At 53.0% G+C, this 23,039-nt stretch carries 22 protein-coding genes and 1 tRNA gene; 3 read left to right on the top strand and 20 right to left on the bottom strand.

The window, feature by feature from the left end; translation table 11 throughout:
• Window positions 1-4: 4 nt before the first annotated feature.
• The 6 genes from gpmI to rpoN all read right to left on the bottom strand — a co-directional run bounded on the left by gpmI (window position 5) and on the right by rpoN (window position 7,234).
• Window positions 5-1,543, bottom strand: coding sequence for a 2,3-bisphosphoglycerate-independent phosphoglycerate mutase (gpmI, locus tag BLP91_RS01510; RefSeq protein WP_091565924.1), 1,539 nt, complete (start codon window positions 1,541-1,543; stop codon window positions 5-7).
• On the bottom strand, window positions 1,540-2,310 hold the full coding sequence (gene tpiA, locus BLP91_RS01505; RefSeq protein WP_091565921.1) for a triose-phosphate isomerase: 771 nt from the start codon (window positions 2,308-2,310) through the stop codon (window positions 1,540-1,542). Before tpiA ends, gpmI begins: the two co-directional genes overlap by 4 nt.
• Before the next feature lie 12 nt (window positions 2,311-2,322).
• A complete protein-coding gene (locus BLP91_RS01500) occupies window positions 2,323-3,510 on the bottom strand; it encodes a phosphoglycerate kinase (RefSeq protein WP_091565918.1) in 1,188 nt (395 codons plus the stop codon).
• Window positions 3,511-3,587: 77 nt separating this feature from the next.
• Complete coding sequence (gene gap / locus BLP91_RS01495; RefSeq protein WP_091565914.1) at window positions 3,588-4,595, bottom strand: type I glyceraldehyde-3-phosphate dehydrogenase; 1,008 nt, start codon at window positions 4,593-4,595, stop codon at window positions 3,588-3,590.
• A 44-nt stretch (window positions 4,596-4,639) separates the two neighbouring features.
• Window positions 4,640-5,665, bottom strand: coding sequence for a sugar-binding transcriptional regulator (locus BLP91_RS01490; RefSeq protein WP_091565911.1), 1,026 nt, complete (start codon window positions 5,663-5,665; stop codon window positions 4,640-4,642).
• Window positions 5,666-5,839: 174 nt separating this feature from the next.
• A complete protein-coding gene (rpoN, locus tag BLP91_RS01485; RefSeq protein ID WP_091565908.1) occupies window positions 5,840-7,234 on the bottom strand; it encodes an RNA polymerase factor sigma-54 in 1,395 nt (464 codons plus the stop codon).
• A 321-nt stretch (window positions 7,235-7,555) separates the two neighbouring features.
• Between rpoN and BLP91_RS01480 the strand changes: the two genes are divergently transcribed.
• The 3 genes from BLP91_RS01480 (at window position 7,556) to BLP91_RS01470 (ending at window position 9,248) form a co-directional block, all read left to right on the top strand.
• Window positions 7,556-7,630: transfer RNA gene (locus BLP91_RS01480), tRNA-Arg, on the top strand.
• 134 nt (window positions 7,631-7,764) lie between these two features.
• Window positions 7,765-8,355 (top strand): ATP-dependent Clp endopeptidase proteolytic subunit ClpP, encoded by a 591-nt coding sequence (gene clpP / locus BLP91_RS01475; RefSeq protein ID WP_091565905.1) that lies wholly within the window; start codon window positions 7,765-7,767, stop codon window positions 8,353-8,355.
• Between the two features lie 203 nt (window positions 8,356-8,558).
• Window positions 8,559-9,248, top strand: a complete 690-nt coding sequence (locus tag BLP91_RS01470) for a hypothetical protein (RefSeq protein ID WP_091565903.1) — start codon at window positions 8,559-8,561, stop codon at window positions 9,246-9,248.
• Between the two features lie 606 nt (window positions 9,249-9,854).
• On the opposite strand, the gene BLP91_RS01465 is transcribed toward BLP91_RS01470, so the two are convergent.
• The 14 genes from BLP91_RS01465 to hisH form a co-directional block, all read right to left on the bottom strand.
• The gene (locus tag BLP91_RS01465; RefSeq protein WP_091565900.1) at window positions 9,855-11,684 is read right to left on the bottom strand and encodes a monovalent cation:proton antiporter family protein; all 1,830 of its coding nucleotides are present in this window, start codon (window positions 11,682-11,684) and stop codon (window positions 9,855-9,857) included.
• Window positions 11,685-11,817: 133 nt separating this feature from the next.
• Window positions 11,818-12,078, bottom strand: coding sequence for an HPr family phosphocarrier protein (locus tag BLP91_RS01460; RefSeq protein WP_091565898.1), 261 nt, complete (start codon window positions 12,076-12,078; stop codon window positions 11,818-11,820).
• A gap of 96 nt (window positions 12,079-12,174) precedes the next feature.
• On the bottom strand, window positions 12,175-13,113 hold the full coding sequence (gene whiA, locus BLP91_RS01455) for a DNA-binding protein WhiA (protein ID WP_091566329.1): 939 nt from the start codon (window positions 13,111-13,113) through the stop codon (window positions 12,175-12,177).
• A gap of 45 nt (window positions 13,114-13,158) precedes the next feature.
• Window positions 13,159-14,127, bottom strand: coding sequence for a gluconeogenesis factor YvcK family protein (locus BLP91_RS01450; protein WP_425412157.1), 969 nt, complete (start codon window positions 14,125-14,127; stop codon window positions 13,159-13,161).
• Window positions 14,128-14,146: 19 nt separating this feature from the next.
• Window positions 14,147-15,028, bottom strand: a complete 882-nt coding sequence (rapZ, locus tag BLP91_RS01445) for an RNase adapter RapZ (RefSeq protein WP_091565895.1) — start codon at window positions 15,026-15,028, stop codon at window positions 14,147-14,149.
• 42 nt (window positions 15,029-15,070) lie between these two features.
• Window positions 15,071-16,033 carry an ROK family glucokinase gene (locus tag BLP91_RS01440; RefSeq protein ID WP_091565892.1) on the bottom strand — a complete coding sequence of 321 codons (963 nt, stop codon included), beginning with the start codon at window positions 16,031-16,033 and terminating at the stop codon, window positions 15,071-15,073.
• Window positions 16,034-16,288: 255 nt separating this feature from the next.
• On the bottom strand, window positions 16,289-16,768 hold the full coding sequence (locus BLP91_RS01435; RefSeq protein WP_091565890.1) for a CBS domain-containing protein: 480 nt from the start codon (window positions 16,766-16,768) through the stop codon (window positions 16,289-16,291).
• 186 nt (window positions 16,769-16,954) lie between these two features.
• Entirely contained in the window at window positions 16,955-17,284 is a 330-nt protein-coding gene (locus BLP91_RS01430; RefSeq protein ID WP_176757753.1) for a thioredoxin family protein, read from the bottom strand.
• Between the two features lie 13 nt (window positions 17,285-17,297).
• Window positions 17,298-19,043, bottom strand: coding sequence for a tetratricopeptide repeat protein (locus BLP91_RS01425; RefSeq protein ID WP_176757752.1), 1,746 nt, complete (start codon window positions 19,041-19,043; stop codon window positions 17,298-17,300).
• A 675-nt stretch (window positions 19,044-19,718) separates the two neighbouring features.
• Window positions 19,719-19,856, bottom strand: coding sequence for a hypothetical protein (locus tag BLP91_RS16530; RefSeq protein WP_176757751.1), 138 nt, complete (start codon window positions 19,854-19,856; stop codon window positions 19,719-19,721).
• Window positions 19,857-20,288: 432 nt separating this feature from the next.
• Entirely contained in the window at window positions 20,289-20,918 is a 630-nt protein-coding gene (gene hisIE / locus BLP91_RS01410) for a bifunctional phosphoribosyl-AMP cyclohydrolase/phosphoribosyl-ATP diphosphatase HisIE (RefSeq protein WP_091566325.1), read from the bottom strand.
• Between the two features lie 2 nt (window positions 20,919-20,920).
• A complete protein-coding gene (gene hisF / locus BLP91_RS01405; protein WP_091565877.1) occupies window positions 20,921-21,679 on the bottom strand; it encodes an imidazole glycerol phosphate synthase subunit HisF in 759 nt (252 codons plus the stop codon).
• On the bottom strand, window positions 21,676-22,419 hold the full coding sequence (gene hisA, locus BLP91_RS01400) for a 1-(5-phosphoribosyl)-5-[(5-phosphoribosylamino)methylideneamino]imidazole-4-carboxamide isomerase (protein ID WP_091565873.1): 744 nt from the start codon (window positions 22,417-22,419) through the stop codon (window positions 21,676-21,678). The genes hisF and hisA overlap by 4 nt, the downstream gene beginning before the upstream one ends.
• A complete protein-coding gene (gene hisH, locus BLP91_RS01395; RefSeq protein WP_091565870.1) occupies window positions 22,416-23,039 on the bottom strand; it encodes an imidazole glycerol phosphate synthase subunit HisH in 624 nt (207 codons plus the stop codon). The genes hisA and hisH overlap by 4 nt, the downstream gene beginning before the upstream one ends.

The raw sequence follows: 23,039 nt of genomic DNA, 5'->3' as shown, positions 1-23,039 counted from the left end.
CACACTATTCCTGTATCAGGGAGCGTCCGGTCATTTCTTCCGGTTGGGGCAGGCCCAACAGCGTCAGGAGCGTAGGCGACACATCAGCCAAAATCCCGCCATCTCTCAAGGATACCGTTTCCTCGGTCACAATGCACGGCACCGGAAAGGTGGTGTGGGAGGTAACCGGCTCGCCCTGTTCGTTGATCACCATGTCGGCATTTCCGTGATCAGCGATGATCACGGCGGTTCCACCTTTGGCGAAAAGCGCATCCGTCACCCGACCCAGGCATTCGTCCACCGCTTCCACCGCTTCAATCGTCGGTTTCAGCTTGCCGGAATGCCCCACCATGTCCGGGTTGGCAAAGTTAAGGATGATCGCATCGTGTTTTTCCGCCTCGATCTCCTTGACCAGAGCTTCTGTCACTTCATAGGCGCTCATTTCCGGTTTCAGATCATAGGTGGCCACCTTGGGCGAATTGATCAAAATTCGCTCCTCACCGGGGAAAGGATCCTCCCGACCGCCGCTGAAGAAAAAGGTGACATGGGGATATTTTTCCGTCTCGGCAATTCGCAACTGTTTCAACCCTTGTTGGGACACGACTTCTCCGAAGGTGTTATCCAGGTCGGTCGGCTTGTAGGCGACATACCCGTCCACCGACTCACTAAAATTGGTCAGACAGACGTAATACAAATTTTGCGGATGGCCCTCTCCGCGGTCGAAACCCCGGAAGTCTTTGTTGGTGAAAGCGAGGGAAATCTGGATCGCCCGGTCGGGCCGGAAGTTGTAAAAGATGACCGCATCATTGGACCGGACCCGGGCCACCGGCTGACCGTCCTCTTCGGTGATCACTGTCGGCATCACAAATTCATCGTAGATGCTTTTTTCGTAGGATTCCTTGACTGCCTGGATCGGATCGGAATAATGCGGCCCTTCGCCGTAAACTATGGCCCGGTAGGCTTTTTCCGTCCGTTCCCAACGTTGGTCCCGGTCCATCGCATAGTACCGCCCCTGAACCGTGGCAATCCGACCAACACCCAGCTGGTCCATCTTCTCCTGCAACTGCCGAATGTAATCGATGCCGGAGTCGGGGGCTACATCCCGTCCGTCCAAGAAGGCATGCACATACACATCTTGCAGCTCCTCCTTGGCGGCTAGTTCCAGCAGGGCGTAGAGATGATCGATGTGGCTATGAACCCCTCCGTCGGACAACAGCCCGTAGAGGTGCAGCTTGCTGTTATTTTCTTTCACATGGCGGACGGCGTTGAGAAAGGTTTTGTTTTCATAAAAGGACCCTTTTTCAATCGCCTTGCTGACGCGGGTCAAGTCCTGATAAACCACCCGACCGGCTCCGATGTTGAGATGGCCCACTTCGGAGTTGCCCATCTGACCCTCCGGCAGGCCGACGGCATTGCCGGAAGCCCGCAGCGTGGTATGGGGATATTGGGACCAAAGGCGGTCAAAAACCGGCGTATCTGCCTGGGCGACGGCGTTGCCATGGCTGTTTTCCCGCAAAGCGTAACCGTCGAGAATGATTAGGGCAACGGGCTTTTTCTGACTCAACGCTGACCCCTCCGTTCGGCAGCTGCCTCTACCAGTTGAGACAAGGAATCCGGGTCGAGACTGGCTCCGCCCACCAAGGCGCCGTCGATGTCACCGATGGCGAGAAAGGAGTCGATATTGGCCGGTTTCACACTACCCCCGTATAGGATCCGCACTTCATTGGCCACCTGCTGATCGTATTGGTCAGCCACCGTTTTGCGGATAAATCGGATCACGTCACCGGCATCTTCCGCCGTGGCGGACTTCCCGGTCCCGATGGCCCAAACCGGCTCGTAAGCCAGGATCACCCGGGTCATCTCGTCGGAGCTCAATCCTCGGACCGCTTCCACCACTTGCTGGCGCACCACTTCCCGTGTGCGATCCGCCTCTTTTTCCTCTAGGGTTTCACCGACGCAAACGATCGGAACCAGGTCGTGATCCAAGGCAGAGCGAGTTTTGAGGCGGACGGTTTCATCTTTCTCGGCAAAATGGGTCCGTCGTTCCGAGTGACCCAACACGACATAACCTACACCCAATGCATTCAACATCGTTGAGCTAACCTCACCGGTGAAGGCGCCTTCTTCTTCCCAGTGCATATTTTGCGCCCCAATACCGATTCGGGTTCCTTCGGCCGCTTCCGTCAGCGCCGGCAGAGATACGAAAGGGGCACAGATGACGGACTCCACTCCGTCCCGCTCACCTCGCTCCCGAAAGGCGGACAGGAAGTCCAGGGCTTCGTTTACGTTTTTATACATCTTCCAGTTGCCTGCTATCACTGGAGTACGCATGTTGTCACCACCTCATGCTTCTTGATCCTTCAGCACGTCCACACCGGGAAGCACTTTGCCTTCCATCAGTTCCAGGGATGCGCCGCCGCCGGTAGAAATATGATCCACCCGGTTCGCTAGGCCGGATTTCTGGATGGCTGCTGCGGAATCACCGCCCCCGATAATGCTGGCGGCATCGGACTCCGCCACGGCCTGAGCAACGGCAAAGGTGCCTTCGGCAAACCGGTCAAATTCAAACACACCCAAAGGGCCGTTCCAGATGACCAACTGGGAGGAACCGATGATCTCCGCAAATTTCTCCCTCGTTTTCGGACCGATATCCAACCCTTCCTTATCGGCAGGGATGGACTCGACATCCACCGTTTCCGCCGGTGCGTCAGGGGAAAATTCACCGGAAACGACCACGTCTGCGGGTAAAACCAGGTTCACCCCTTGCTCTTCCGCTTTTTTCATAAAGGCTTGGGCTTGATCGAGCTTTTCTTCTTCCAGCAGGGACTTTCCAATCTCCAATCCCTTTGCCTTGAGGAAAGTATAGGAGAGGCCTCCTCCGACCAGGAGGTTGTCCACTTTATCCAACAAGTTGTCGATCACGCCGATCTTATCTTTCACCTTGGCTCCGCCGATAATGGCCGTAAAGGGGCGTTCCGGGTCTTCCAGCGCCTGCCCCAGGGTGTCCAGTTCCTTTTTCATCAGGAACCCGGCCACAGCAGGCAGGTATTCAGCGATGCCGGCGGTGGAGGCGTGGGCCCGGTGGGCCGCCCCGAAGGCATCATTGACGTAGAGATCAGCCAACCCGGAAAAAGCCCGGGCCAGTTCCGGATCGTTTTTCTCTTCGCCGGGGTGGAAGCGGACATTTTCCAATAGGAGAATCTCTCCTTCCTTCAATTCATCCGCCTTCTCCTCCACTTCCTTACCGATCACTTCATCGGCCTTAAAGACCGACCGTCCCAATAAGTCGGCCAATCGCTCAGCCACGGGATCGAGACGAAGCTCATCGACCGCCTGTCCCTTGGGCCGGCCCAGGTGGCTGGCCAGGATCAGGCTTGCTCCCTGTTCCACCAGATAGCGAATCGTCGGCAGCGCTGCCCGAATTCGATTATCGTCGGTGATCTGCCCTTCTTCCAAGGGAACGTTGAAATCGACGCGGCAAAATAGGCGTTTTCCTTTAACATCTACATCCTCAATCGACATTTTGTTCATCGAGATGTCCTCCTCGGCAAGCATGAGAAAGAGGAGAGCACTCCTCTCTCCTCAAATTCTTCCCCTCTATTCTATTCTTACAGCCCCTTCTTGGCAACGTAGACCATCAGGTCAACCATGCGGTTGGAGAAGCCCCATTCGTTATCGTACCAGGCGACCACTTTGACCATGTTTCCGTCTTGAATCATCGTGGACAGACCGTCAACGATAGAGGAGTGCTCATCCCCGTTGTAGTCCTTGGAAACCAGCGGCTCATCGGAGTAGGCGAGAATCCCCTTCAATTCCCCTTCCGCCGCCTGACGCAAGGCGTTGTTCACTTCGTCCACGTCCACCTCTTTCTCCAGTTCTGCTACGAAGTCGACGACGGAGACATTGGGGGTGGGCACCCGCATGGCAAACCCGTTCAGCTTGCCATCCAGCTCGGGAAGCACTTTTCCAACCGCTTTAGCGGCACCGGTCGTGGTGGGAATAATGGACATTCCGGCAGCCCGGGCCCGACGCATATCTTTGTGAGGCAGGTCCAGGATTTGTTGGTCATTGGTATAGGAGTGAACGGTAGTCATCAGCCCACGGCGGATGCCGAACTGATCGTGCATCACTTTTACCACCGGCGAAAGGCAGTTGGTGGTGCAGGAAGCGTTGGAAAGGACATCATGGCTGGCGGGATCATATTGTTCGTGGTTGACGCCCATCACCACGGTCAGGTCTTCATTTTTACCCGGAGCGGAGATCACCACTTTTTTAGCACCGGCTTGCAGATGTTTTTCCGCATCTTCTTTTTTGGTGAAGCGACCGGTCGATTCGGAGACAATCTTTACACCCAAGTCTCCCCAGGGAAGTTGGGACGGATCTCGTTCCGCAATCACCCGGATCTCCTTGCCGTCCACCACCAGGTTGCCGTTGGATACTTCCACCGTGCCATCATAACGGCCATGAACCGAGTCATACTTGAGCAGGTGGGCCAAGGTACCTGCATCCGTCAAATCGTTAATCGCTACAACTTCCAGGTCCGGATGTTTCATGGCGACACGGAAAACCGCGCGGCCAATTCGACCAAACCCGTTAATACCAATCTTGGTAGCCATACAAAAATCCCTCCGTGTGAGCTGATTTATGTGATTACATGAGATCAACCAACTTTTTTCAGAATCGCGCGGGCAGCCGCTTCATCGGTAATCAGTATGTCACACCGGGAGACGGAACAAACCGCGGCCACCGCTTCCGCTTTTCCCGCCCCGCCAGCTATAGCGATAGCGGTATCGACGTTTTTGAGGTCTTCAAAGCTGAGCCCGATGCTCCGCCCCCGGTGGACGATGGACCCCGCTCGGTCAAAATAGAAACCGAAGGCCTCACCGACCGCTCCCTTTCTTTCCAACTCCGCCAGCAGAGCGGGGGGAGACTTCCGCCGTGCAGCCATGGTTGTAGCATCCCCGATCCCGTGAACGACAATGCGGGCCGATCGGAGTAATCGCAGCACTTCCTGAATATGCGGCTCCCGCACCAATGTATCGTGAGCTTCCGCACTCAACTGTTCCGGAACATGCATCAGGCGATAGCGGCCACCCGCTTTCTGAGCCATCAGGGAGGCGAGATAGTTGGCCTCCAGTTCCACGGCTTCTCCCAGTCCTCCTCTCGCCGGAACGAAAGTCGTATCCTTCAACACCGTGGAAGCGGTCATCATTCGGGCGACAGCAGCGACCGTGGTCCCTCCGCCTACAGCCACCACCTGATCCGGTTGGGCCGTCTGTTTCAACAGGCGTGCCCCCGCCCGTCCCATCTCCTTTTTAACCGAGTCGGAATGGTCGGAGTCACCCGGTATCACCACCGCTTGCTGCAGATCCAGCACCCGAGCCAGCCCCCGCTCCAATTCGGTGATACCCATCATTTCATTAATGAAAGGTTCCAAGTCGGAGAGGAGATCCTGACCGGTCGGGGTCACTTGCATACCGACGGACTCGACACGCACCAACCCCCGATCCTTGAGAAAGTTAACCTCACTGCGCAGTACCCGCTCGGTCATCCCTAAAGCTGTGGCCAGATTTCGGCGTCCCACTGGCTGCATCAATTGCAGATAGCGGAGTACTTCATACCGTTTTCTCATCACATCCAGCAAATCGGGCACCAGACGGGTCTGCAATTCCAACATCGATTTCATAAAGTACCTCCCGGGACATAATACGTCCCGTGTAGCGAAATGTGTCCCGTTCCGGGTAAAAAAAGAGATCTTTTACAGTTTACAGTTTGAATTTTATACGATTGTGTTCTGATTGACAAGCAAAAGGCGCGGGAAGCTCATTGATAAACTTCCCGCATAGCCCCTTCTTTAAACTTATCCGTCAAAGCGGCGTCGTACCTGAGAGGAAGCAATCCCCATCTCTTCCCGATACTTGGCCACCGTGCGGCGGGAGATGCGAATGCCGTCTTCCTTTAATTGGTCGGCGATTTTTTGATCGGAAAGCGGCTTACATTTATCCTCCTTTTCAATGATCCGTGCGAGCTGATCTTTTACACTACGTGCAGACGTATCCCCACCATAAAAACTGGATACTCCCGAAGGAAAGAAAAAGCGAAAGGGAAACAGCCCGCGAGGCGTCTGCAAATATTTATCTCGGGTTGCCCGGCTGACAGTGGATTCATGAAGATCCAATTCTTCGGAAATGGCTTTTAAGGTTAACGGTTTTAACTGAGAAACACCATGCTGGAAAAAGTCCCTTTGGTGATCCACGATGGCCCGGGTCACCCGGTACAAAGTTTGCCTGCGCTGTTCGATGCTTTTTAATAGCCACATAGCGGATTGAATCCGGTCCTTAATATAGGCGGCCGCTCCTCTCCCGGTCTCCTGATCCCGCAACAACCGCTCATAATGGGTGCTGATTCCTAAACGCGGCATATAGCTTTCATTCACCAGGACCTCGTACTCCCCGCTTCGCTCTCGGACAGTCACATCGGGGTAGACATAGCGGGGGCTTCCACCGTGACAGGTTTGTCCCGGTCGCGGGTTGAGACGGCGAATGCGATCGGCAGCAGCCTGTACTTCTTCAACCGAACAATCCAACACCTTGGCCACTTTTTTATAGCGACCCTCCGCCAGATCCTTCAGATAGAATTGAACGATACGATAAATCACCGGATCGGAAACTCCGCTCCGCGATAGTTGAAGGGTGAGGCATTCCTCTAAGTTCCTGGCTCCAACACCGGCGGGATCCAGTGTCTGAACAATCTTGAGTGCCCTTTCACAGACATCTTCCGTTATATTAAAGCGCTTACATAATTCCGAAAGGTCGATTCGGAGATAGCCGTCTTCCTCCAGATTACCGATAATATATCGACAAATTTCCTTGGTTTTCCGGTTTAAAGATAAATACCGTAGCTGTTCCTCCAGCATCCCCACCAAACCGGGATCTGAATCGGCGATCCGATCTACTGGATGGCTGTCGTCCTCATCTCGGGTTACGGCGGCCAGACGGGGGGATCCGCTGCCCCTTATATAGGAACCCCAGTCTGCCAGCTGTTCACTGGTCATCGATGATGGGCTGCCGATTTCTGCCTCCCGGATTGGAGCATCCATTTCCAAGACGGGGTTTTCGACGGCTTGTTCTTGTATATACTGAATAAGGTCCATCGACGAAAATTGCAAAACTTGAATCGCCTGACGCAACTCCGGTGTCATCGCCAGCTTCATCCGTTGTTCCTGAACTAAGCCGTAGCCCATGGAAAGAGCCATTTCTAGTCACCTCCGCGTGTTCCAGTATATGGGCTTCTTCTGCGCCTCATGCCAAAAGAGACCTTTCTGTGAGGAGGTTTGAATCGGATCGTACCGGGAACGATAGGAGTGAGTGTATTTCTTATCATTTTAACATAAAGACCCGCTCTTGACGTATTCCTTTCCCCCGTCTATCGCTTGATATCATCCGCAAATACCGGCCGTATCGACTGCCTGCTGCTGACTGCTGACAATTGGCATAAATCTCAATACCGGATTTCCCCTTGCATTTTAAGCAGGGATTCAGTATAATGATTTTTGTCGTTGATCAGCAAGATGTTTGCGCCTATAGCTCAGGGGATAGAGCACTGGTCTCCGGAACCAGGTGCCCAGGTTCGAATCCTGGTGGGCGCACCAGTGAAAACGGCAGTCGATGGAGTATCGGCTGCTGTTTTTTTATAGATGCCGACCTGTAGGTTTGACCTATCTTGACCATCTTTCCCGACTGGGTTATGATGGCACTAGAGTGATCCTGAAGAGGAGGAACCCACATGAACCTGATACCCTATGTTGTGGAACAGACCAATCGCGGTGAACGCTCCTACGATATCTACTCTCGTCTGTTAAAGGACCGCATTATCTTTTTGGGCAGCGAGCTTAACGACGCGGTGGCCAACACCGTAGTCGCCCAGCTGCTGTTCCTGCAGACCGAAGATCCCAATAAAGACATTCAGCTGTACATCAACTCGCCGGGCGGTTCCATTTCCGCAGGGTTCGCCATCTATGATACCATGCAGCATGTTAAATGCGACATCCAAACGATCTGTATCGGAATGGCCGCTTCCATGGGGGCCTTTCTGCTCTCTTCCGGAACCAAAGGAAAACGGCTCGCCTTGCCCAACAGCGAAGTGATGATTCACCAACCCCTCGGTGGCGCCCAGGGTCAGGCCTCCGATATCGAGATCAGCGCCAAGCGCATCCTGCGTATGCGGGATAAGCTGAACAAGTTGCTATCGGAGCAAACCGGCCAGCCCCTGAAAAAAATCCAGCAAGACACAGATCGGGATCATTTCATGACCGCCGAGGAAGCACAGGAATACGGATTGGTCGACCGGATCATCGAACATCAGGCGGATAAATAAAAGAATGGGGCGGCGGATCTCTGATGAGATCCGCTTTTTTCCGTTCCCTGTTATCCCATTTTTCCTTTTATTCCGTCTACGGCGAAACTCCGCGCCTGATCTGGATTTTAATCATCTCTTCACCATTTTTTACATTGCCTTTCCCCACCCCCTATGGTACGCTTTTTTTGGGTAGCGATGGGCGATGCTGAGGAGGACAAGCATTGAGAACTGCCGCTCTCACGTTGACCTTTCTTTTATTGGCTTTTTCAGTCGCGCCGGCAGCCTTTGCTGAATCTTCCCAGGACGCATCTTCACTAAACGCTGTTTATTATGTAAAAGACGGTAAACATTTTGTGGACGTCACCCTGGAGGGAGCGGAAAAGCCGCAGGGAAATTGGATCATCACCCTAAACGGAAGCAATGAAATCACTTCTCCTGAAGGGGTGCAGACGGAAACCTTTACGGCGAAATATGATGACCTTCAAGTCGGAAAAAGTTATCAGCTGATCGCTGTTTTCTACGGAAAGGACGGTTCGCAACCTGTTGATGTCAACCGTTGCTACCAGCTGAATGCCAAAGATCCTCAGCAGTCCACCGGCGAAAAGGTGGAATTAAAAGATTGCGGCTTCCAAGAAACGGTGGAAAAGCTGAAAAACTCGGATACGGTTGATAAGGAGGACGAGGTAACCGATTCCGTCAACCCGTCCAATGAAGAAAAGGCTTCCGACAGCGAAAATAAACAGGAAGCCCCGCAACAAGAAGAGGAGTCCAGCACCCTGTTTCATCGGAACAGTGGGAATAAAGCAGATGGAGGTCCCATGCCGGACACCTCCTTTCCTTATTCCCTGTCGATGATCGGCTCACAATTGTTGCTGTTGGGTTGTGCCCTTCTCGGTTTCCGCCGAAACTAAAATGAGCAGGGGAAGATTTCAGCCAAGGCTATAGACCCGTGTTTCGGACCGGATGATTTTTTATAGAAACCCCATGGTAAAGCGTATCGATAGAGATCTCGTATTACTTTTCCGGAACCGATGATCACATTTACTACGCCCATCCACCCTACAGGCAGGCTACGGCTTGCCTGTCTTTTACTTCCTGTGGCAAAGAACGATGCGGGACCAGGATTGCGACATGATCAAAATGGGCCCTGGGGCTTACGTTTTCCAGCAGCACCCGAGACAAGCCCAGTCAGTCCACCTCGAGCTAACGATCTCTTCCGGTCTCTTTTTTAATGAAGACAAGAGCGCCACAGATCAGGATCCGATCTAGTCCATGTATGTCCAACAAGGCTTTTAAGAATGCTGCTTAACCCGGCGAGATTTTGTATCGGTACACCTTTCGCTCTGTCAAAATAACTAGTTTACACCCTACCAGAAAACAACTTTTCGTCTATTGAAACCGATGAGCGCAATCCGTATCATAAAATTGGAAGTCCAAGACCAACCCAATATATAAAAATGACCAGACCAGAAAAAAGCCGTGCCCGCTGTGGACACGGCTTTTTTCTGATTCACGCTTTAGTCACTTAACAGCATGCGAAGATATTGTGCATGCTCCGGATTGTCACTGATAATCAGTCGGTCACCCAACTGCAAGACCGTATCCCCATGGGGAATGATCACTTCATTCCCCCGCAGAATACGTAAAACCAGTGAATTCCCCAAAATCGCTAAATCCCGGATCGGCATCATATGGTACCGCTCATTCAGCATCACAATTTCATGCAAGTTCTCTTCGTCGGTCACCAGATTGATAACGGACGGGAATTCAATCAGCGCTTTAACCACCGTCATGTTGGAGAAGAAGCTGGAAACGAAATCAATGTTGCTGTCTTCCGGGGTTTCCTTCCCCTCCACCCGGGCGATCACCTGCTTGATCCCCCGATCTGCCGCTTCTTGGGCCAGACGGAAATTTCGCTCGTCATCATTGGTAAAGAAGACAACAATATCTTTGTCAAACACCTCGGCTTGCTCCAGCCTTTCCACAGAGCCGGAATCCACCTCCACCACCCGATAGGGATGTCGGTTAAGGGGTTCGAGATTGTTTTTGTTGGAACCGTACATAGTGATGTTGTATCCATCACCATGAAGCTCCTGAGCCAGTTTCATGGTGATCGCGTTAAACCCGACCAGTCCCACCTGGGTCGCCTGTTCATTTTCCGCATCGGGCACCAGCCGCTGAAACACGATCGGTGACGTCACCACCGTCACCACCGCAGCCAAAATGAGGGCGGTATTCATGGTATTATCGATGATTCCCATACTCATTCCGACGGCAGCCGCAGCAATTACCAAGCTCAAAGTAGAGCCGAGGAGCAAAGAGGAGGCGATGGATTTTTTCCAGGAAAAATACCGACGAAAAAAGAGAGTCATAACAAGTTTGGACAGATAAAAGGCGATCAACAACAAAGGGAACATCGCCAACGCCTTGGGATCTTGAACCATTCCCAACAAGTCCAGCCTGACCCCGACCATCACAAAGAAAATGGGAATGAGAAATCCAAAGCCAAAAGCGTTCAGCTGTTTGACAAACCCTTTTTCCGGCGACAGCAAGGAGAGGATCACCCCGGCCAAAAAGGCGCCCAAAATGTTCTCCGCACCGACCCCTTCCGAGAGGGCGACAAAGAACAGGATCAGCGCAAACACTCCCCGGGTACCGATAGAGATGGTTTCACGTTGGATCTTTTTCATTAACCGTCGGGGCTTAGCCGCCACCAGCAGCCGGTAAACAACAAAGAAGACGACAAACAGCAAAAATAGAAGTAAAATACTGGAAAAACCATCAGATCCTTGGCCGGCACGGCGAATGGAGACATGAACCGCCAACATCATCATGGTGAAAAAGTCGGCAACCACCGCTGTCAACAGAATGGACTGGCCTAAGGGGTTTTGCAACAGCCCTTTATCCTTCAGTACCGGCATGGTCACACTGACGGAGATCGTGGAAATGATCAATGTCATAAAGAAGACATCCTTCACATATCCGAGCAGACTGAGCCCCCATGCGAAGAGCAGAGAGGCGATAAAAATGGCACCAAAACCGGCTAAAGAGATAAACAGCGGGTTGACGGAGCCTTTCTGTTTATTCTTCCGCGTCTTCTGAATCAGATCGAAGTCCACCTCCAGCCCGGTCAAAAACATCAGGTAGATAATCCCCAGGTTAGAGAGGAGCTCCAACATCTCGGTTTCTTCGATAATTTTCAGCCCGCTTTCTCCCAGAACCACGCCCACAGCGATCTCGGCCACAACCACCGGGATCGCCGTCCAGCGAAGGCGGTGAAGCAGGATAGGAATCAAAAATGCAGCAATCACAACGATCATGAGTGAAGTAATGGAGTTTCCTTCCACGATTCCTCCTCCTTTCAACTTCTACAAAACACGCATCCATATCACAAAAGTAACCTTAAAATGCTTTTTTTATGTGCAGACAAAAATGGAACCGTCACCAGAGGCAACGGCTCCTAACATACCGATGGTTTCCTCAAAGTTCTTCCTTGCTGACAATCTCCACAAGCGCTTCGACTGCATCTTCAGCGTCAGAACCCTCTGCCGAAATGCTGATCTCGGCTCCGTTGGCCACCGCCAAGCTCATAATTCCCATGATGCTTTTGGCATTCACCTTCTTGTCGCCCTTGGCAACAAAAATCTCCGACGAAAATTGATTCGCCTTTTGGACGAACAACGCAGCAGGACGAGCGTGCAACCCGGTCTTCAGGTTGACGGTAGTCGTTTTTTCTACCATGGGGATCCCTCCAGGGTAAAAATAATATTTGTACTTAGATCCAATCGTTTAAATCGGTCATTCATATCACGTCATCTATTTGCCCAATCTCTATCCCTATTGCGAAGAAGAGACGAGATTTTCGGCAATCTGGTCCAATTTTCGTAGCCGATGATTAATGGCTGATTTGCTCACCTTACGGGGCAACATCTGTCCCAACTCGGTCAGGGAGACCTCCGGATGACGGAGACGGGCTTCCGCCACTTCCCGCAGCCGCTCCGGCAACTGGTCAAGACCCATCTCCCGATCAATCGTCCGGATGTTTTCCACTTGACGCATGGCAGCCTGAATCGTTTTGTTCAGGTTGGCGGTTTCACAGTTAACAAGGCGATTGACGGAGTTTCGCATATCTTTCATGATGCGAACGTCTTCAAACTGAAACAGGGTGCTGTGAGCTCCGATGATATTGAGGAATTCTCCGATCTTGTCCCCTTCTTTAATATAGACCACAAAGCCTTTTTTCCGTTCGATCCATTTGGCGTGCAGGCGATATCGGTTCATCAGTTGGCACAGATCTTCACTGTGATCCTGATAAGTGGATACGATCTCCAAGTGGTAGGAGCCGCTGTCCGGATTATTGACCGATCCACCCGCTAAAAATGCCCCCCGAAGATAAGCACGTCGGCAACACTCATTCTTCACCAATTCAGAAGCGATTCCGGAAATCCGTTTCATGCCTTCTCCCAGTATGCACAAATCCTGCAGAATTTTTTCCGCCCCGGGGAAGACGCGAACGGAATAGGTATTGTTTTTCTTCAGCCGGGCCTTTTTGCGCACAAACACCTCCGGCTGCAGAGCGTAAAGCTGTTTCATCAAGCTATACGTTCGCCGGGCGATGGAATTGTTCTCTGTGCTCACTTCCAGGCTGAATCGACCGTTGCCTAACTGAATAGTGCCGTTCATTCGCACCAGAGCAGACAGTTCTGCCCGACGACAGCAGGAAGAAGTGGAGTCGATCCGAGTCAGTTCCTGCTTGGTAAGGGATGCGTAAGACATCTCCAACACTTCCTTCAACTATCCCACCGTCATCACCCAAACGCTTTAAGTAGCGTGAACCAGATCGACGATCCAACGGTTTAACTTGGCGGCATCATGGCGGATGACGGTTTCGATCTGCATGAGATCATCTGCAATCACTTTGCAACCAAAACTTTCCAAACGTTTCACATCCGCTTCGACGACCATGGCCCCTTCGCTGGCATACCGTTTCATGATCGACGGCGGCGGGGTTTGACGATTGACAATCGCGACGTCGAAAAACCCTTCCCCTACATGGCGGGTGATGGCAGCCACATGATCGGAAGCGGTAAAATGGTCGGTTTCCCCCGCTTGGGTCATGACATTGCAGATATAGATTTTCTTTGCATGGGATCGACGGATCGCTTCGGGGAGGCCTTTAACCAGAAGATTGGGCAGAATACTGGTATACAGACTTCCGGGGCCCAAAATGATCCCATCCGCCTCTTCGATTGCTCGTAACGCTTCCGGCAGCGGCTGTACTTGCTCCGGTTCCAGAAAGACTCGAGCAATCTTTTTACCTGCCTTGGGTATCTGGGACTCCCCTTTAACCAGGCTACCGTCGTCCATTTCCGCGCAAAGCACCACTTCTTGTCCCGTGGAGGGTAACACCCTTCCCCGAACCGCCAACACTCGGCTCAGATATTGAATGGCGTGATTAAAGTCTCCAGTGATCTCCTTCAAAGCTGCAATCATCAGATTGCCAAGATTGTGCCCTGCCAGCCCGTTTCCGTTTTGAAAGCGGTATTGAAGAACCTGTTCCAGTAAAGGCTCCACATCGGCCAGGGCCACCATTACATTGCGGATGTCCCCCGGGGGAGGCATTTGCAAATCTGTGCGAATCCGTCCCGAGCTACCGCCGTCATCGGCCACCGTCACAATGGCTGTGATCTCCACAGGAAGCTCCTTCAATCCCCGCAGCATCACAGACAAACCGGTTCCTCCTCCCACAACGACGATCCGCGGTTTCCTGCCTGGCTGCATCCTTTGCATGTTGGACACCTCTTTGCTGTCAACCGCTCTTTCCGACATCTCGGTGTGCCGCACGGGTCTGCTCCGTTTCTCGAAAAAGTCGGTGCAGATATTCAGCGATAGCGACGGAGCGATGTTTCCCTCCGGTGCAACCGATTCCTACCACCAAGCTCGCCTTCCCTTCCCGTTGATAATGAGGGATGAGGAAGGAAAGCATGTCGGTCAGTTTGTCGAGAAATTTTCGAGTCTCTTCCCATTTCATCACATAGTTGTAAACGTCCTGGTCCGTGCCGGTTCGCGGTTTTAGGGAATCCACATAATGGGGATTGGGCAAAAAGCGGACATCAAACACCAGATCGGCATCGATGGGAACCCCATATTTAAAGCCGAAGCTCTGAAAGGTGACGGACAGGCGATTCTGATCGGTCTGATGGAACCGATTCACAATCTTCTCCTTCAACTGTGCCGGCTTCAATTGACTTGTATCGATGATCTGGTGGGCACGCCCTTTAATCTCTTCCAAAAGCTGCCGCTCCAGTCGGATGCCATCCATCGGAGTCCCTTCCGGCGAGAGAGGGTGACGACGTCGGGTCTCTTTGTACCGGCGCACCAGAACCTGGTCGCTGGCATCAAGAAAGAGGATCTGATAATGGATGCCGTGATGGGTCTCCAGTGTATCCAGAGATGAAAAGAGCGCGGAGAAAAACTCTCGACCACGCAGGTCGATCACCAGCGCTGCCTTTTGCAGCTGGCCACCTGTACTCTCCAGCAGTTCCGCCAATTTAGACAGCAACACAGGCGGCAGGTTGTCGATGCAGAAAAAACCGAGGTCTTCTAAACTCTGCATCGCGACGGATTTGCCCGCCCCGGACATTCCGGTGATCACCACCAGATTGATCTCTTTATTTTGCTCGGCAGCCATAACCCGTCACCTGCTTTCGTACGTTTATATTATATAATAATTTTAACGTAAAATTTCCCGTTCTGCTGTCAACCCGGCAGCTCCGATCACCCCGGCATCATTACCTAGGCGAGCGGGTAAGATCTGGACCCCGTCGGCGGCAAAAGAGAGGGTGTATTTCTCATAGGCCCGGCGAAGAGGGGCAAACAGGAGCTCTCCCGCCCGGGAGACGCCACCGCCCACAATGAAAGCGGCTGGGTTCGTGATCACAGACAGTACGGACATCATCCGGCCCAATGCGTCCATCGCTGTCTCGATCACTTCCCGGGCGGTCTCGTCTCCCGCCTCGGAAGCCGCAAAGATATCCCTCGCCGACAACGATCCATCCTTTGCTTTAGGAGCTAGCTGGCTCTCGCTATCGGAAGCGACTGCCTCCTTCGCCAAACGAACCATGCCTGTGGCCGATGCGACGGTCTCCACACAACCTCGCTTTCCGCAGCCACACAGTGCACCGCCTTCTTCCACTTGAATATGGCCGATTTCACCGGCTGCTCCGGACAGACCGTGAACGAGACGACCGCCAGTGATCACGCCGCCTCCGACGCCAGTGCCCAGGGTGATGCAGATCAAATCGGTCAATCCCCGACCGGCTCCGCTCCAGGCTTCACCTAAGGCCGCCGCATTGGCATCATTATCAATCGCAACCGGAACATTGAGCTCCTCTTCCAAAACCTCTTTAACCGGCACATTCTCCCAAGGGATATTGGTTAAACGGAGGATCTTTCCAGAGGGGATGTCCAAAAACCCTGGCAGTCCCAAACCGACACCGGCCACTTGCTCCCAAGGGGTTCCTGATGCTTCCGCCAACCGGCGAGCCGCCTTTCCCATCAAACGGATTCCCTCTTCCCCTCCCTCATCGGCGGGAGAGGGGATTTCGGTCTTGCGGAGAAGTTCGCCGTTTGAGTCTACGATCCCCAGTTTTACAGTGGTTCCACCTACATCGATCCCGACAAATGTCTTCTCCATATCCGCCCGTTCCTTCCTTATGTGAATTCCTGAGCCGATCTGTTCGGTGTAAACTTGCTACGAATATACTCGATTGGCCCAAAACGGGTCAACCCGATTTTGATCCGTATCCCCTGGCACAAAAAAAGCGGGTTTGATGGTACCCGCAGCCGATGTCAAAGTGTGCTCGGGCCCTTCCCACATTATACAAAAGTGAGATGGAAAAGGGCATATTTGACATCTGTGGTGGTGTGACGATTTCTAAACGATGGAAAGTTAGGGAATGCGGCTTTCTTTTTTTCTTTCCGCCATATATTCAAGGAATTCCAGCTGGAAAAAGGCGATCATCTTTTCCATCAGAACTCGCCGCGTCAATATTCCGATAAAGCGGTTATTCAAGTCGATAATGGGAATGTAGGAACGATCCAACAATACATCAAAAGCAAAGGAAAAAATGGAATTGGAGAGAATCCCGGAGTGGTTTTGGTTCATCGCGTGATGAACATGAAACTCCGACAACCGGCTAAGGTCAAAATCATTGCGGTTCAACATGAAATCCAGAATATCCGTCTTACTGATCACCCCGTCCACTTTTCCTTCATCATCGATAACCGGGACGGAAGAGAATCCTTTACGGGTCAGGACCAGCAAAGCTCTCTCCAGCGTCCACTTCGGATGGACTGTAATCACTTCCTCCCGGGGGATGACCAGGGGACCAATCTCCCGATCAAATAGATTGGGCACTTTTTTTGGCATGGATACACAACCTTTGCTGGTAAGATCTGTCGGTCATGAAAAACCGGATCACAAAGGTTACTGAAAAATGGGTGTCATTTCCAGCGTCCATCATACCTGCTGACGCTCGACCGAGTCAAGATTTTTTACGAACCAAAATGTGATGACCGTTTGCAAGGTTTTAAACGCTGATTTGAAAATCCCCCGTTAAGCGGGGGATTTGTAGCTCATCCGATCAAAAAACGGGGTCAAATTTTTTTCCTTCCGGGCATCTTTTGCCGGCAGGCGCCCCCACTCCCTACCATCGCGAAAAACGATAAAGGTGGGTACACCCTTTACCCCCAGGGACTCTGCAATTTCACGCGCTTCGTCCACATCCAGCTCACCAAACCGAAAAGCACTGGCGTAACGGTTTTCTAATTCGGGAAGAGACAGACGTAGACGTTTGCAATCAAAGCACCACTGGGCGCTAAATTCCACCACTCGATCCCCGGCAGAAATAAAGGAATAGAAGGTGTGACGGTTTAGCTTCTCCACAATAACTTCCCCCTCATGATTGGGAACGCCAAGAGAATGGGGATTCGTTTCTCTGTACACGGCAGATTTTTTCCAGAACCCGTACATGTCGTCCCACCGTCGAAGAAGAAACATCGTGTCTGCGGGCAACATTTTCTTGGGTCAGGCTGATCCCGTGGAGACGGGCGACAAGGTATTCTAATGCAGCCGCCCACCCTTCCACTTTACGAATTCCCGGCAGATTAACGTGATTTTGCCGGAGAAACTCAGCCCAGATGATCTGAGCGTCATTCAACTGACAGATATCGTAACGCCCCTTCATTCGATCCAGACAACACTCCAGCACTTTTTCCCATTTTTTGAGCCATTCCGGAAGCTCTCCCGTCAAATCCCGCGGGTGGATCGTCACCTCCCGGTCGCCGAGAACCACCTGGCAGGGTTCCGTCGTCCCCATCTGGCGCAGTACATACAGGGCGACTCGTTTCAGCTCGTCATCCTCATCCCGACGCAACAGGAATTTGCGAAGCACCTGTTCCACCTCGCGGTCGGCGATCCACTCAAACACCTGCAACACTTGGAGCTTGGTCTCTTTATCACCATGGTTGAGCGCCCAAAAGAAAGAGGAACGGATTAAGGGGTTTTCCCGAACCTGCTCTGGGATCGTCTGTTGTTGCCGGTCCAGCTGAATCAGTTGTTCTTCGAAGGGCAGTTGATAGTGATAACTAATTGTCGGCACCTGTTCCGGAGGCATTCCCGCCCATTCTTCTATATGGTTGAGATAAAAACTGGGGATTTCCGATTCTGGATCCGCCTCCCTGGCGATGCGCCAGTAACTGCGCGCTTGTTTAAAGCGCTTGGTATTGAAAGCTGCGACCGCGGCGTAATGATAGAGACTTGCTTCCGGCCGCTCCTCCCGTTTCAGCAGCTGACGAAAGAGAGCCAGCGCCGTCTGGTGTTCTCCCAAAATCCCCAAGGTGGTGGCCAGTTTATACATATGCTCAGGGTGGAAAGGAACCCACTTTTTCAGGATGCTGACCAGTTGATCCCGGTGCTCCCGTTCGCCCCTGTGCTGAAGAAAGACCGTCAGGTTGCAGAGGGCATGAAGGTTATTGGGGTCGCCCTCCAAAACAGAATGGACGATCTCCATCGCTTGGTCTACATTCCCGGTATAATAGTGAGCCAAGGCGAGATTGTTTTTTGCTGCATGGAAATCAGGGTGTTCGGCCACCAATTCCTCCAGGATTTCCATCGCTTGCAAAAACTGCCCCGCCTCCAGATGTTGTCTGGCATTCTCGTGTTTTTGCTGCCAGTCCTGTTTCGGTTTCACTTCCGGCCGCCGCGTTTGCCGTCCCAACTCAAATGCGAGCATATCCAGCATCTCGGCAGCCTCGGAAGCAAACTCTCCTTCGGGATCTCTCTCCAGATATTGGATTAAATAGTCTTCGGCCTGTTCGAAGTCTTCCATATTGGCCGCGTTATTGGCCATATAGAACCAGCATTCGTGAAGTTCCGTATCCACTTCCGATAGGATTGACTGCAACACTTGATTGGATTCCTCAAACCGGCCCATTTCCGACAATATGCCAGCCAGATTGCACTGGTTGACCGGGTTGCCCGGTTCTTTTTCCACCGCCAGCCGAAAGTACTTCAACGCTTTATCGTAACGATGGCGATCCAAGGAGCGGACCGCCCGCTCGAAAAAAAAGCTGGCATCCAATCGTAAACGAACAACTTTATGTCTATTCGACTCCTTATTCAAGTCGGCATGTTGCTTTTTCATCGCATTCCCCACCCAACAATAGGGTATTGAGGTGATCGAATTCACATCGAGAAAAGAGTATACCATAATTCGGGAAAGGATGACATCCCATCCGAAAGGGTGTGCGGATAGAATGACCCCTTCGATCCGCTAAACCGCTTTGGGCAATAGCGTGGCCACCGAAAAGATCCGAAAAGGATCTGGGAAGAGACTCCATCCGGATTGGAATCCAATCGGTCATCACCGCTTCTCAGATTCCCGGATGATCCCGCCGCAGCTAAGCATCTCCGGGAGGTGGCACAAATCGTCCCAGGGCTGGCCCCCTTTTCTCGCAAGCCTTCAACCACGCTCACAATGGTTCCGCCGGCATCGATCATGTCCTCGGTTTGATCGGGGTGGCCTGGACCTCCCCGATGATATGTGTGGTGGTGGCCTCGTTATATTTGGACCCATTGTTTCATCATGACGCGAAGGGGGGCGTCCGGGTAGGTGGTCAGCTTTTCCAGCCGGTATCGGAGGATACCACCACAGGGTTTTCAATTTTTCGCCTTCAGATATTCGGTCATTCGATGCAAGGCGGTCAAATGGTCGACTACTTCGTTGGCGGGGGCTTGTAGGTCCAGAGTGATCATCCCGTTCACCCCGACTGTATGTAGGAAATCAGCCACCACCTTGGCGGATATCGGTTCTCGCGGATTATCCCTTTTCCCGACGGGCATAACCGGAGGGTGGGATGACCGCATCGACCCTAGGGGCGGAAACCCTGTGGGCCCCATCCACCATCAACAATGGTTGACCGGATAAGATAGAGACTGCACCAGATCGGGGCGGCATTGCGAACGCTCTCCTCGCAGTGCACGCGCGATCTCGCCGCTTTGACAGCGATGCAAATCCACCTGACTTTTAGCCCGGAAAATTCGCCGTCTTTTCCACCAGAGCAGGGTTGGACGTACCGGTAGTAGCCATCGCCCCCTGGAATTCATGAGATCCCTCCCGGATGCACCTGTTTTCCAAATGGGTATTCCTCTGATTTCCTTTATTGTACGGAAGGGGAAGGATCGACGTCAACCTTATTAAGAAAGCGCTTGCAACTGGTTCTTTTCATATATCATAACGGCGGGGAAAGAGCAAGGTTTTCCTGCCCCCGTATGACAAAAAAACCGGCCGGGCATGGGGGAAAAGATGGCATGAAATCATAGGAGGCGCTTGGCTCCATGTCACCGTGAAGGGGAAGGAACCCTTGCTTAAAAAAACCCGGCACCAAGTTTACTCAGCGCCCTTGTTCCCGTGTCGCTGTTCCAACTCGTATAATACCCGGTCCAGGGGAAGTTGTTGTTCCCGCAGGAGGACGAGCAGATGGAAGATCAGATCGGCCGCTTCCCAGGACAGCTCCTCGTGGGAGCGATTTTTGGCGGCGATGATCACTTCCCCCGCTTCTTCTCCCACCTTTTTCAGAATCTTGTCCACACCTTCTTCGAAAAGATACGTGGTATAGGAGTTTTCCGGCCGATGGGCCTCCCGTTCCGCAATCACCCGCTCCAGAGTGTTTAGGATCGCATACCGATCGGATCCGGCAACCGCCACTTGCCCAAAACAGGAGGAGTCACCGGTATGGCAAGCTGGTCCCTGGGGATGAACCCGCACCAACAGCGCATCTTGGTCACAATCGCTTCGGATCTCTACCACCTGCTGCGTGTTGCCGGAAGTCGCCCCCTTGTGCCACAACTCCTGACGAGAGCGGCTCCAAAACCAGGTTTCCCCAGTTTCCAGTGTCTTTTTGAGGGATTCCTCATTCATGTACGCGACAGTCAGCACTTCCTGGCTGACCGCATCCTGAACGACAGCCGGAATCAGTCCATCTGCGTCAAAACGAAGCTGGGCTGCATCAAATTCCACATTCACCGGACATGCACCCCCTTTTCTTTCAGATAGGATTTCACGTCTTCCAAGGGAACCTCCCGATAGTGAAAGATAGACGCAGCCAAAGCGGCCTCTGCTTGAGTGCGGGTAAAGACGTCATAGAAGTGGTCTAAGGTCCCGGCTCCACCTGATGCGATCACCGGAACGCGAACCGCTGCGGAGACGGCACCGGTCAATGACAAATCATAGCCGTTCTTCTGTCCATCCTGATCCATGCTGGTGAGCAGAATCTCCCCGGCTCCCCGTGCCGCCGCTTCCTGGGCCCATTCCACCGCTTTCAGGTCGGTTCGGTTGCGGCCTCCGTGGGTGTACACCCACCAATCTTTTTCCTCTTCATCATAGCGGGCATCGATAGCGACCACGATACACTGAGTGCCAAAGCGACGGGCTCCCTCTTCGATCAACTCCGGCCGCTGTATCGCCGCTGTGTTGATGGACACCTTGTCAGCCCCGGCCCGTAAAATGCGGAACATATCGTCTGTGGAGCTGATTCCACCGCCAACGGTGAAGGGGATGGTGAGGGTGCCCGCCGCCTGGCGAACCACCTCCACCATCGTTTTCCGTCCTTCATGGGAGGCGGAGATGTCCAGAAAGACCAGTTCGTCCGCTCCGGTCCGATCATAAAGGGAGGCCAACTCCACCGGGTCGCCGGCATCCCGCAAATTGACAAAGGAGACGCCCTTTACCACGCGTCCATCCTTCACATCGAGACAGGGGATGATCCGTTTGGTGATCATTTCGCTCCCTCCTCCTCGATGGCCTTCAAGGCCTGATTCAAGTCGATGTCCCCGGTGTAGAGCGCTTTGCCGACGATGGCCCCACTAACCCCTTCCTCCCGGTGCCGGGAGAGCTCCACCAGGTTATGTGTGTTTTTCACCCCGCCGGAGGCGATCACCTGTTTCCCCGTAGCCAGAGCCAGGGAACGGACGGCGGGAATATTGGGTCCTGTCAGGGTTCCGTCACGGGAAATGTCGGTGAAGATGAAGGTTTCCGCCCCGAGAGCGGCCATCTCTTTCCCCAGATCCTCCGCCAGCACTTTGGAGACTTCTAACCAGCCATGAGTGGCGACGCGTCCATCCCGGGCATCCAGACCGAGAGCCACCCGATCCCCCGCCTGGCCGAGGGCGCTTTTTACAAACTCAGGGTCGTCGATGGCGGCTGAGCCGATCACCACGCGAGAAACACCTGCTTCGAGAAGTGTCTCCAACCGCTTTCTGTCCCGCACCCCGCCTCCTACTTGCACGGGAACGTGGACCTTACGGACGATATCGCGAATCACGGAGAGATTGACCGGTTCGCCGCTCTTGGCGGCATCGAGATCGACCACGTGGAGCCAACGGGCTCCCAGGCTCTCCCAACGGCGGGCTACGGAGGCTGGATCCTCGTCATACACTGTTTCCATATCGTAGTTTCCTTGGAACAGACGGACACAGCGGCCACCTAAGAGATCAATAGCCGGATAAATCGTAAAGGTCACGGCTTACTCACCCTTTCCTGACAGAGAGCTGCAAATCGCTCCAGCAATTTGCGGCCCGTTTCCCCGCTTTTTTCCGGATGAAACTGCATCCCGAACACGTGGTTTCGTCCGACGATGGCCGTCACCGTCCCATGGTAATCGGTCACCGCCACCACGTCCTCAGGATTGTCGGCTCGGACATGGTAGGAGTGGACAAAATAAGCGTACCCCTCCTCCACGCCTTTCAACAATGGGTGGGGGCCGCGAAAACGAAGCTCATTCCAGCCCATGTGGGGAACGTTGAAATCCCCCTCCAATCGGACTGCATAGCCAGGCAAGAGGTTGAGTCCCTGATGGTAACCGTGTTCCTCACTGCCGGTAAACAACAGTTGCATCCCAAGGCAGATGCCCAATAATGGCTTCTTCTCTTCCCAGGCCACCGCCCGGATCACATCGACTAATCCCAGCTGTTGCAATTCGATCATCGCATCCCTGAAGGCGCCAACCCCGGGAAGGATGACACCATCGGCCCGACGGATGTCATCGGGATCCGAAGTAATCTGGGAGGAATAGCCCATCCGTTCCAGGGCGCGGCTGACACTGTAGAGATTCCCCATCCCGTAATCGATGATCGCGATCAT

It is taken from the genome of Melghirimyces thermohalophilus (genome assembly GCF_900102685.1).
In the GTDB taxonomy this organism is placed as follows: domain Bacteria; phylum Bacillota; class Bacilli; order Thermoactinomycetales; family DSM-45169; genus Melghirimyces; species Melghirimyces thermohalophilus.
The sequence above is the reverse complement of the archived record's forward strand: the minus strand, read 5'-3'. Positions and strand labels throughout refer to the sequence as shown.

Coding starts and splice junctions, on each gene's coding strand:
- BLP91_RS16530 (WP_176757751.1), bottom strand. CDS start 19,856: ATGCCGCCCCGATCTGGTGCAGTCTCTATCTTATCCGGTCAACCATTG.
- clpP (WP_091565905.1), top strand. CDS start 7,765: ATGAACCTGATACCCTATGTTGTGGAACAGACCAATCGCGGTGAACGC.
- hisH (WP_091565870.1), bottom strand. CDS start 23,039: ATGATCGCGATCATCGATTACGGGATGGGGAATCTCTACAGTGTCAGC.
- rpoN (WP_091565908.1), bottom strand. CDS start 7,234: ATGGCTCTTTCCATGGGCTACGGCTTAGTTCAGGAACAACGGATGAAG.
- BLP91_RS01450 (WP_425412157.1), bottom strand. CDS start 14,127: ATGCAAAGGATGCAGCCAGGCAGGAAACCGCGGATCGTCGTTGTGGGA.
- BLP91_RS01460 (WP_091565898.1), bottom strand. CDS start 12,078: ATGGTAGAAAAAACGACTACCGTCAACCTGAAGACCGGGTTGCACGCT.
- BLP91_RS01435 (WP_091565890.1), bottom strand. CDS start 16,768: ATGCCAAAAAAAGTGCCCAATCTATTTGATCGGGAGATTGGTCCCCTG.
- hisF (WP_091565877.1), bottom strand. CDS start 21,679: ATGATCACCAAACGGATCATCCCCTGTCTCGATGTGAAGGATGGACGC.
- BLP91_RS01440 (WP_091565892.1), bottom strand. CDS start 16,033: ATGGAGAAGACATTTGTCGGGATCGATGTAGGTGGAACCACTGTAAAA.
- rapZ (WP_091565895.1), bottom strand. CDS start 15,028: ATGGCTGCCGAGCAAAATAAAGAGATCAATCTGGTGGTGATCACCGGA.
- BLP91_RS01490 (WP_091565911.1), bottom strand. CDS start 5,665: ATGAAATCGATGTTGGAATTGCAGACCCGTCTGGTGCCCGATTTGCTG.
- gap (WP_091565914.1), bottom strand. CDS start 4,595: ATGGCTACCAAGATTGGTATTAACGGGTTTGGTCGAATTGGCCGCGCG.
- whiA (WP_091566329.1), bottom strand. CDS start 13,113: ATGTCTTACGCATCCCTTACCAAGCAGGAACTGACTCGGATCGACTCC.
- BLP91_RS01425 (WP_176757752.1), bottom strand. CDS start 19,043: ATGAAAAAGCAACATGCCGACTTGAATAAGGAGTCGAATAGACATAAA.
- tpiA (WP_091565921.1), bottom strand. CDS start 2,310: ATGCGTACTCCAGTGATAGCAGGCAACTGGAAGATGTATAAAAACGTA.
- BLP91_RS01500 (WP_091565918.1), bottom strand. CDS start 3,510: ATGAACAAAATGTCGATTGAGGATGTAGATGTTAAAGGAAAACGCCTA.